This window comes from Candidatus Margulisiibacteriota bacterium (genome assembly GCA_018822365.1).
Classification (GTDB): domain Bacteria; phylum Margulisbacteria; class WOR-1; order O2-12-FULL-45-9; family XYB2-FULL-48-7; genus XYB2-FULL-45-9.
In genome coordinates this window covers 1-10,042 of record JAHJKL010000036.1, presented here as the reverse complement: position 1 = coordinate 10,042, position 10,042 = coordinate 1, and the positions used below count along the sequence as shown (strand labels likewise).

Here is a 10,042-nt window from a genome sequence, read left to right as displayed (position 1 = left end):
GCGGCGGCGTAAGCTTATTGATCGGAATATTTCTTTTTTCCCGTTACCATTCCGGGTTGGGGCGTAATTATTTTTTTCTTACCACTTCGGTGTTTTTATTGGCGATCGCGGAAGCCTTTCTCCGCTTAGCCCCTGATCTTCAGACCGCGAAAATACTCGGGCCGCTGACGGCCGCCTGCTGGTACTGCACTTTTCTGGTCTATATATATTTTGCCGCTTCCTTTGCCGAAAGGAAATTCAAATATTGGCCGGTTGTTTCTTTGCTGACCGCCGGGTTCCTCTGGCTCTACGCGACAACGAATATTGTTGTTTCCGGTTATCAGCGCTATAACTATGGTTATGGCCTTGTCCCTGGCCAGGGATATTATTTGAATTCGATCTTAACTATCGGGTTGCTTTCTGTCGGGCTCTACTATTTGATCATAACCAATAAAGGAGCCAAAGAGTATTATCGCCGCCGCCAGGCAGGAATATTTATCATGGCGACTATCCTGCTGGCGGTTGTCGGAGAAATAATCGACCATTGGTTGATATTTATTGGGCGCAATTATGTTCCGCTTGGCTTGGTCTCGGTCGCGGCCATAGTTGTTATTGCCGCTGTTGTCATTTTACGTTATGCCCCGATCTTTGGCGTGACCAAAGGAGAAATAGCGGAGGCGGCGACGAATGCCTTGAACGACCCTCTTTTTATTGTTGATAACGAGAAAAAGATAAGATACATTAATCCGGCGGTAAAAAATATTACCGGTTATGATATCAGCGACCTGGCCGGGCATGCTATTGAACTTTTATTTTCTCCGGAGAAAGAAAAAACAGCAAACCTGAAGAAGAAAAACGGAAAATATACCTTGGTGAAACTGGAAATGTTTAAACTTTCCGGCGATCAGGGTTTCATTTATTTGGCCAAGGACCTGGCACCGGCGGTTAAAATGCGTAAAGCGGTCCATAAAATGACCGCGCAAAACAACATTGTTTTGCGCAGGGAAAAGCTCATCGTTGAAAAGATCAACAAGTTTGCCGCTGCCTGCAGTCGGCAGGAAGGGGAGAACATCTGGAAAGAGATCGTTGAGAATGAGGGTAAACTGGTAGAGGATGCGTTGCGCCCGGTTTATCAAATTGTCAGCGATTATTTGGAGTTGACCTCGAATAATCTGAACACAAGGAAACAAATGACGGAGAAAATAGCGGAGATAGAAAGGTCAAACCGTTTAATGGTTGACCGTGAACAGCGCCTGCAAGAGCTTGAGAGGAAATATGCGGAGCTGAAAAACAGATGAGTTCAATATTTTATTTTGATCTGATCGGAAAAATAATATCGGCTGTTTCGTTGATCAGCCTGGCGGCAATTATTTACCTTAACAATCGCGCATCTTTGCCCAATCGGAACATTGCGGCGACTTTTGTGTTTTTAGCCTTATGGGTTTTGTCTTTGGTTGTTAGGATGTTCGATCCAAACCCGGCCGATCAAATATATTTCAGTCGTTTTTCGCATTTGTTCGGCGCTGTGGCGATCGCGGTGTTTAGTTATTCGATCATTTCTTTTCCGGATGAAAAAGACCTCCCCCCGCTGATCAAATGGGGGATAATCGGGACAGGCCTGCTTTTTGGCTTGCTGGCGGTCTTTACCGATCATGTTTTAAGCGGCTATCAAGCGGCGCCGCCTCCCTTTATTTATTTAGGAGAGGTGCTTGGCGGTCCTCTTTATCCTCTTTTTCTTGTTTATTGGGGAACTCTGCCAATTTTAGCGGTCTTGCGTTTGCTCTCAAAATATGTCCAATCCCGTGATCAGGAAAGAGTGAGGATCGGTTATTTACTGGCCGCGTTGATCATTGGGGTTGCCAATGTAACTTTTTTTAATATATTTCTGCCATATTATGGACCGATCGATACTACCTCAGTCGGTCCAATATTGGTAATTTTACCGGTCATTATTATCGCTTATTCGATCTTTAAGCATGGGTTGTTTAAGCTCAATCCCAAGATAGCGGCCGATGAAATTATTAACGCGTTAGGTGAGATGGTAATTATTTATGATCTAAATGGTCAGGTTGTCTATTGCGGGAATAAGCAGTATATATTTAAACCGGAGGAGGCCCAGGAAATTATTCGCTTGGTTATTGAAAAAGACCGGATTTACGGAAAAAGGATGCGGTTGCGGGACCGGTGGGTAGATATTTCGGCGATGTTTTTGCCCCATGGGGGAGGAGTGGTGGTGGTTGTTTATGACCTGACCAGCCTGGAAAAGGAGATTGTCAGCGAACAGTTCCTTCAGCGCGAGATCCAGATCGGCATTGAAAGGGAAACAATATTGCGCAAATTACTCGCAAGCCTGGCGACCACTTTTGAGGAAGAAGCGCTTTCCAGGCTATCGGCGGAAGCGAAAATGATCCTGGGTTTTGATGAACAGGCCTTGCCGGCCATAGAGAAGATGGTTGCCAGAGCAAAAGAACGGAGCATCCTGCTTCATAAGATGGAAAGTGACAGGCAAGATCTGGAAAAAAGGATCGGAGAAATTGAACAGATCCAGCGTCAAGGTGTGCAAAGAGAGCTGAAAATGATAGAATTAAAGAAGAAAATCAGTGAACTGGAGGAAAAGATCAAATGAAAAAGAAACCCTGGTCCGGGCGCTTCCGAACCCCAATGGCCGAATCGGCAGAAATATTTTCCAGCTCGATAAAATATGACGTCAGGCTTTACAAACACGACATTGTCCAGAACATTGCCTATGCCGGGGCGCTGCTCAAGGCGAAAGTGTTAAGTTCTCAAGAGTGCAATAAAATAATCAAAGCGTTGGAAGAGATCCTTAAAGGGATAGAGAAGGGCTCGTTGAAACTTAAGCCGGAATTGGAAGACATTCACATGAACATTGAGTCCGCCTTGATCGATAAGATCGGAGATATCGGCAAGAAGCTGCACGCAGGCCGCAGCCGCAACGATCAGGTCGCGACCGATGCCAGGCTCATGGTCAAGTACGAAACGACCGAAATTATTTTTATGATCAAGAAGCTCCAAGCCGTTATCGTGAACCTGGCGGATGAAAACCTCAAGGTGATCATGCCCGGATATACTCATTTGCAGCGGGCCCAGCCGGTCCTGTTTTCGCATCATTTAATGGCTTATTTTGAAATGCTGCAGCGGGATAAGGAGCGGTTCCTCGCCTGTCAGAAAGCGGCCGATGTCATGCCTCTTGGCTCAGGAGCCCTGGCCGGGAACAGCTTCGGGATCAATCTTGATCTGCTGGCCAAGGAGTTAGGGTTTGCTAAGATAAGCAGGAACAGCATTGACGGTGTTTCTGACCGGGATTTTGCCATTGATTTTGTGTATGCCTGTTCAATGTTGATGATGCATATTTCCAGATTTTCTGAAGAGCTGATCATCTGGTCTTCCTTTGAGTTCAACTTTATCACCCTGTCGGATAAATACACGACCGGTTCTTCGATCATGCCGCAAAAAAAGAACCCGGACCTGGCGGAGCTTTCCAGGGGGAAGACCGGGCGGGTATTTGGGAGCCTGGTCGGCCTTTTGACCATGATGAAAGGGTTGCCGCTCGCTTATAACCGGGACCTGCAGGAAGACAAGGAAGCGCTGTTCAATGCCCTGGATACGGTTAAAGGGGTCCTGTCGGTTTATCCGGAGATGCTGGAAACCATGAAGGTCAATGCCGAGATCATGGCGGCGGCGGTCAAAAAAGGGTTTTTAACGGCAACCGACCTGGCCTATTATCTGGTCCGCAAAGGGGTTCCTTTCAGGGAAGCTCATGAGATCGTTGGGAAAATTGTTGCTTACTGCGAAGAATCAAACATGCAGCTGGAATATATGTCGCTCAAGCAGCTGAAAGAGTTCTCGGCATACTTTGAGTATGACTCGACCCGGGTCCTGTCGGCGGAAAGCAGCATCGCCAGCCGGGATCTGCTGGGGGGAACAGCAACTAAGCGGGTCAGGGAGGCGATCAAGAATGGTCGAAAAAACCTTCTTCATGATAAAGCCTGACGGGGTCGCCCGCGGCCTGGTCGAAGAGATCTTGAAGAGAGTGACCAACGAACCAGGGCTAAGGATCGCTGAAAGCCGTGAGGTTTCGGTTACCCGCCAGCAGGCAGAATCGCTATATGCTCCTCATCTCGGGAAAAAATTCTACGATGGCTTGATCAAATTCATTACTTCAGGTCCGGTGGTCGCCAATCTTGTTGAAGGAGAAGGAGCGATCTCCAGGATCAGGGAGTTGATGGGAGACACCGACCCATTGGCGGCTGAAAGAGGGACTATTCGGGGAGATTTGAAAGAGGCTGAAGTTATTAATCATGATGGAATAATCAAGAACTTGGTCCACGGTTCTGATAGTGCCGGCGCCGCCAGCCGCGAGTTGGCCATATTTTTCTCGCGATCATGAGAAATTTGCTCCTGATCATGTTAATGTTGCTGGTTCTGGGACCAGCGAACTCGTTGAACGAAAAAAACTACCCATACCTGGGGGTTGTTTCCGATTATGCCCATGTTCTGACCCCTTCGGCACAGGACAAGATCGAACGCCAGGCGGAGACCCTGAAACGGATCACATCGGTCAACTTATGCGTTGCCACATTTTATTCCATAAATACCAACGAAGTAACCAGCTACGGAGAAGAATTGTACAGCCGCTGGGATGTCGGCCAGTCAGACAAAAAGCTTGACCACGGCATATTGATCATCATTACCTGGGCGGAGCAGAATGTCAGGATCTTTGTGGGGGAAGGGGTTGCCCCGGTCTTAAACGAAAAAGTGAGAGAAAGCATGGAATTTTCGATCATCGGCGAACTCAGCCGGGGGAATTTTTCAGATGCGGCGGTCTTTGGCGCGACCGCTGTTACCCAGCTGATCCTTAGCGGACCGCTGCCGGAAAGTCCCAGGTCGGAAATGCTGGCCTGGCTCTTCCCTCTAAGCGTCTTGTTCCTCTTTACTTTTTTGGCTCCACTGGCTTTTTCTGGCGACCATACCATGACCTACAGCATTGCCCTGGGGGGGATCTTTGGTTATGTCTTTTTTGGCTTTCTTGGAATGATCGTTTTGGCTGGGATCTCGTTCCTGCTTAACTTGCTTCGTTTAAGGGGGTAATTGGCCGTGAAGCGTTTTTTAGTCATCTTTTTTGTCTTGTTTTACGGTCTTTTAATGTCGGCCGGAGGAGGGGAAGTCGTTTTTCCTTCCGCTAAAGGATTTGTCAATGATTTTGCCGGAGTGATCGAGCCGGCCGCCGCTGAAAAAACAGAGAAGCTCTGCCAGCTTCTTGAGCAAAAGACCGGCGCAGAACTGGCAATCGTGACGGTGAAAACAGTCATGCCGCTTGACCCGAAAAGCTATGCGGTTAAATTGTTCGAGAAATGGGGGATCGGCAAAAAAGGGAAAGACAACGGGCTTCTGCTCCTGGTCGCGGTTGACGACCATCGGGTCGAGATCGAAGTCGGTTACGGCTTGGAAGGGACGATCAACGATGCTCTGGCGGGACAGATCTTGGATGCCTATGTTATGCCGAACTTTAAAAAAGGGGATTTCAGCGGCGGCATATACCGCGGAGCGGCCGCTCTGGCCGAACGGATCGCCGCCGCGCAAAAAGTTGAACTTGGCAATGAATACCAGGGGATAAAAAAACAATTTAATTCGGAAAACGATGATTCGTTCTCGGATATTTGGTTGATCTTGGGGATTATTGTTTTGCTTTTTGTCGCTTTGGCCCTGTCCAGCGTCATTCCCGGTCTTTGGGGCTTGGCCTTTGGCGCTTTCTTCGGTTTTTCCGTTGCTGGGGTCGTTGGGGCGGTAGTTGGAGCAATAATTGGTTTTGTGTTATCATTCTTTATCAAATCTATCCCTGGTGGAGGCTCCGGAGGTGGATCGTTCGGTGGTGGATCATTTGGTGGTTTTGGTGGCGGGAATTTTGGTGGTGGAGGATTTGGCGGCGGACGGAGCGGTGGCGGCGGAGCCGGACGAAGTTGGTAAATAAGCGGTAAGCTTAAAGCTTTTATAAGGAGGATCACATATGAATAAGTGGCTGATCGGTATATTAGTAGTTATTGTTCTCTTAGGGATCTGGTCGGTTGGAGTTTACAATGGACTGGTCGGCAAAGACCAGGAGGTAAAACAGAGCTGGGCGCAAGTAGAGAACCAGCTCCAGCGCCGCTATGACCTGATCCCGAACCTGGTCGAGACGGTCAAAGGGTACGCGACCCATGAAAAAGAGCTCTTTGAGAACGTGGCCGCCGCCCGCTCCGCCTGGGCTGGGGCGAAGAACAGCACCGAGAGGATCAACGCTGCTAACCAGGTTGAAGGGGTTCTTGGCAGGTTGCTGGCCGTCGTAGAGAGTTACCCGCAGTTGAAAGCTTCGGAAAATTTCCGGGCTTTGCAGGACGAACTGGCCGGGACCGAAAACCGGATCGCCGTCGCCAGGATGAGATATAACGATATGGTCCAAAGCTACAACGTCACCGCTAAGTCGATCCCGACCGTTTTTGTCGTCAGGTTGTTCGGCTTTGACCATGAAAAGATCTTCTTTGCCGCTCCCGGAGAGGCAAAAGAGGCCCCAAAGGTTAAATTTTAAATCCGATGAAAATCAAAATTGAGTGCGGCTCGATCGTGGACTTTAAATGCGACTTGCTGGTGGTTAACGAGTTTGCCGGAATAAAACAACCGGGCGGAGCGACAGGCGCGGTCGATAGGGCGTTGGGTGGACTGATCGGCAGGCTGACGCGCGATGGTGAGATCAGTGGTAAATTGGGCGAAGTGACCATGCTGCATGCCCTGCCGGGGGTTAAAGCGACGAAAGTAGCGATCGTCGGTTTGGGGAAAAGCGAAGATTTTGATCTGGACGCGGTCAGGACCGCGTCGGCCGCGGCGATCAAAAAAGCCTTGGAGATCAGGGCAAAAACGGTCGCGACCATTATTCATGGGGCGGGGATCGGGGGATTAGAACCGGAAGAGGCGGCCAAAGCTGTGGTCGAAGGTTCAGTCCTGGGTGTTTATAATTTTGCCGGTTACGCCAAAGAGAAAGAAAGACCGGACCATAAGATCGAGACCCTGGTGTTGGTTGATCATGACAAGGCCAAGGTCTATGCCATCAAAAAAGGGGTTGAGTTGGGGCGGATCATTGCTGAAGCGGAAAACCATGCTCGCGATCTGGTCAACACCCCGTCAAATAAAATGACCCCGACCAATTTTGCCAAAGTTGCCGAACACATTGCCAGGATAAACAAATTAAAATGCACCATTGTTGATCCCAAAAAGGTGGGGATGGAAGCGCTTTGGGCGGTCGCCAAAGGGTCTAGTGAGCCGCCGAAGCTGGTGGCGATCGAATATCCGGGGAATCCCCGTTCCAAAGAAAAGCTGGCGCTGATCGGCAAAGGGATCACTTTTGATTCCGGCGGGATCTCCCTCAAACCGTCAAAGAAAATGGGGGAGATGAAGACCGATATGGCGGGGGCGGCTGCTGTTTTGGGGACGATGAGCCTTCTTGCGGACCTGAAACCAAAATGTAATGTTATTGGCATTATGCCGCTGACCGAGAACATGCCTTCGGGCCACGCGACCCGGCCGGGGGATGTGGTTGGTTCATTGTCGGGGTACACGATCGAGGTATTAAATACCGATGCGGAGGGGCGGATGATCCTGGCCGACGCTATTACCTACGCAAAACAGCGCGGCGCGACCCGGATCATTGACATCGCGACCCTGACCGGCGGGTGCATTGTCGCTCTGGGGGATGCCGCGACCGGAGTGATCGGCAACGACCAGGAGTTTATCGATCATATTATCAGAGTAGGCAACCGCTGCGGCCAAAAAATGTGGCAGCTCCCCCTGTATGATGAATACAAGGAAGCGTTAAAGAGCCGGATCGCCGATATTAAAAATACTTCAGAGACCGGCAAGGCCTCGCCTTCATCGGGAGGCGCTTTCCTGGCCAAGTTTGTCGGAGAGCTCCCCTGGGCCCATCTTGATATTGCCGGGACCGCTCATCTAGACAAAGCAAATGGGTATCTGCCGGAAGGGGCGACCGGCGTGCCGGTCAGGACCCTGATCGAATATATTACCAGGCAAGGGTGATGAGAAAGTTCTGGCTGCTGCTTTTGTGGGTTTCATTGAGCCTTCCTCTTGTTGCCGTCGTATTTTCGACAGATGGGATCCCTTCTCAACTGGCGACGGAAAACGACCCGAAATTACAGTATCTCTATCGGGTTAAGATAGTTAACGTCGCGGGGGGGTCGATCGAGGTCAGTCTCGACGCGCAGAAGCGATGGCAGTTGATCGGCCATGTTTTATACCCAACGACCAGGGTCAATCGCGATGGCTATGCCGCCTCGCGGTGGGTTGGGGATGGCGAAGTTGCCGCGACCGCGGTCAATGCGATCCACGTCAAGACCAGTAATGACGAAAAAAGCGGCAAAGGGATAATATTTAGCCTCTTGCCGAAAGAACAGCTTCGCCCTCCCAAAGCGTACGATTCTTATCTAAGTCCGGATTCTTCAATTTACACCGATATTCCAGCCGGTACGGAGCTCTTTGGCGGCGGCTCCGCTCCCTTTGTCGGCAACAGGGTCTTCTTTTCCAGACAGTCGGATTACCTTTACCCAATTACCCCTGATTACCAGCCGGCGATTGGCGATGTTTTTACCATAATGGTAAAGCGGCCGGCCGATTATCCGACTGAGATCGATTTTGAAAACAATTTTGGCGGGAAGATAACGATCAAATATCTTGGCGGAAGAAATCGAACGATCGCTACCGTTTTGCGGCCGGTGGTTGGGGTCGGCCGTTTTGAAGGGACGGTGTACGCTTCGACCGGGCGGATCAGAGCCAACCATGCCGGCGTTATTGACGTCTCAACCTCGCCGCTGGGAGAGATCGGCGGCTTCCAGATGGTCCCGGCCGAGCACGGCTCCGAACTTAAATATGTCAGAGAAAAGACCCAGTGGCTGGTGATCGGTCCACCGCTGGTGGGGAGTGGGTCGCTGGAAGGGATCGCGCCGTTCTTTCGCTATTTTATTCAGCCCTCTTACCGGGCAAGCGACATTTTTGACGATGAAAACTGGGAGAAAAAACTGTTGAGCCGGTTTTTAGTCGAGGTTAAATATACCGGTGAAGAGAACTGGCAGGCGATGCCATCGCTCTCCTTAGACAGGAACAAATCACTCCCCAAATGGGCTGATACTGCGCTCGATAAAGTTTCCGATATCAGGATCTTGTTCCCGATTACCGGTCAATAACTCCGGCAAACCGGCTCTCTTCCTTCAAAAGGGAGGGGGAAAGTATCTCGAACGTTAGCGATCTTGTTTTCATAAATATTAAACGGCATTTGGTTATCTTTAAGCGCCGCGTAAACCGCCCAAATTGCCAGGGCCCTCATATATTTAGGGGCCCGGCCGGTTTCATTGCCGTAAGGCCGGCTGGCATTGTTATACCTCATGTCACTGGGATTGACGTACCCTTCAGGGGTCCGAAACTCCCAATGCTGGCTGTCTGGACTTGAACTGTAAACAACATTATAAAAGCCATGCACGATATTCCAACCTTTGCGGACCAGGTCTTGGTTATTTGTTTGTTGTCCCAGCCTGATCTGGTGGGCGGCGTTCAGAAGCATAGTGCCGGTCCACCCCTCGTCTCCCTGTTCAGTCCGATTGGGGTCTCCATTAGACCCGCGAAGATTTACCAATCCCAGCGGCCCATGGTTGCCGACCATAGCCCAAGCTTCCCCATTGGTCCTGTAGATAGTTTGCAGTGAACGCGATGCTCGCTCATCAGAAACGGCGGTCGGCAGTCCGGTCATTGAAGCGTAGAAGTCGCCGAAAAACATGTCGGAATGGACATTGGCATTAATTCCCTCGGTTGTTGGAGAGAAAAAGGCATTGTAGTATCCACCTTCATTATTCCAGAGCAGGTCTAATACCGGGATTCCGGCCGCGTGCCAGTCGGCGTATCTTGTCGCGGTTTCATTATCTCCCAACAGCGTCGCCATGTTTTGGGCCGCTTGCAGAGCCGCCAGCCATTGAGTAACCACGTTTGGAGTATAACCATGGCCAGAGATTGT

At 50.2% G+C, this 10,042-nt stretch carries 10 protein-coding genes; 9 read left to right on the top strand and 1 reads right to left on the bottom strand.

The window, feature by feature from the left end; translation table 11 throughout:
- From KKF06_02655 to KKF06_02615, 9 genes are all read left to right on the top strand, one after another.
- Positions 1-1,277 (top strand): PAS domain S-box protein (locus KKF06_02655; protein MBU1616670.1); only part of this gene is annotated, 1,277 nt, incomplete at its 5' end.
- Positions 1,274-2,605, top strand: coding sequence for a hypothetical protein (locus KKF06_02650; protein MBU1616669.1), 1,332 nt, complete (start codon positions 1,274-1,276; stop codon positions 2,603-2,605). The genes KKF06_02655 and KKF06_02650, both read left to right, overlap by 4 nt.
- Positions 2,602-3,990 (top strand): argininosuccinate lyase, encoded by a 1,389-nt coding sequence (argH, locus tag KKF06_02645; protein ID MBU1616668.1) that lies wholly within the window; start codon positions 2,602-2,604, stop codon positions 3,988-3,990. Before KKF06_02650 ends, argH begins: the two co-directional genes overlap by 4 nt.
- The gene (locus KKF06_02640; GenBank protein ID MBU1616667.1) at positions 3,956-4,387 is read left to right on the top strand and encodes a nucleoside-diphosphate kinase; all 432 of its coding nucleotides are present in this window, start codon (positions 3,956-3,958) and stop codon (positions 4,385-4,387) included. Before argH ends, KKF06_02640 begins: the two co-directional genes overlap by 35 nt.
- Complete coding sequence (locus tag KKF06_02635; protein ID MBU1616666.1) at positions 4,384-5,088, top strand: TPM domain-containing protein; 705 nt, start codon at positions 4,384-4,386, stop codon at positions 5,086-5,088. Before KKF06_02640 ends, KKF06_02635 begins: the two co-directional genes overlap by 4 nt.
- A gap of 6 nt (positions 5,089-5,094) precedes the next feature.
- On the top strand, positions 5,095-5,964 hold the full coding sequence (locus KKF06_02630; protein MBU1616665.1) for a TPM domain-containing protein: 870 nt from the start codon (positions 5,095-5,097) through the stop codon (positions 5,962-5,964).
- Positions 5,965-6,004: 40 nt separating this feature from the next.
- Positions 6,005-6,562, top strand: a complete 558-nt coding sequence (locus KKF06_02625) for a LemA family protein (GenBank protein ID MBU1616664.1) — start codon at positions 6,005-6,007, stop codon at positions 6,560-6,562.
- A gap of 5 nt (positions 6,563-6,567) precedes the next feature.
- Positions 6,568-8,061, top strand: coding sequence for a leucyl aminopeptidase (locus KKF06_02620; GenBank protein ID MBU1616663.1), 1,494 nt, complete (start codon positions 6,568-6,570; stop codon positions 8,059-8,061).
- Positions 8,061-9,221: a hypothetical protein gene (locus KKF06_02615; GenBank protein ID MBU1616662.1), complete on the top strand. Its 1,161-nt coding sequence runs from the start codon at positions 8,061-8,063 to the stop codon at positions 9,219-9,221. The genes KKF06_02620 and KKF06_02615 overlap by 1 nt, the downstream gene beginning before the upstream one ends.
- Here KKF06_02615 and KKF06_02610 read toward each other — a convergent pair.
- Positions 9,215-10,042, bottom strand: an 828-nt coding sequence (locus KKF06_02610) for a glycoside hydrolase family 116 protein (protein ID MBU1616661.1), incomplete at its 5' end; no start/stop codon positions are given. The genes KKF06_02615 and KKF06_02610 overlap by 7 nt on opposite strands.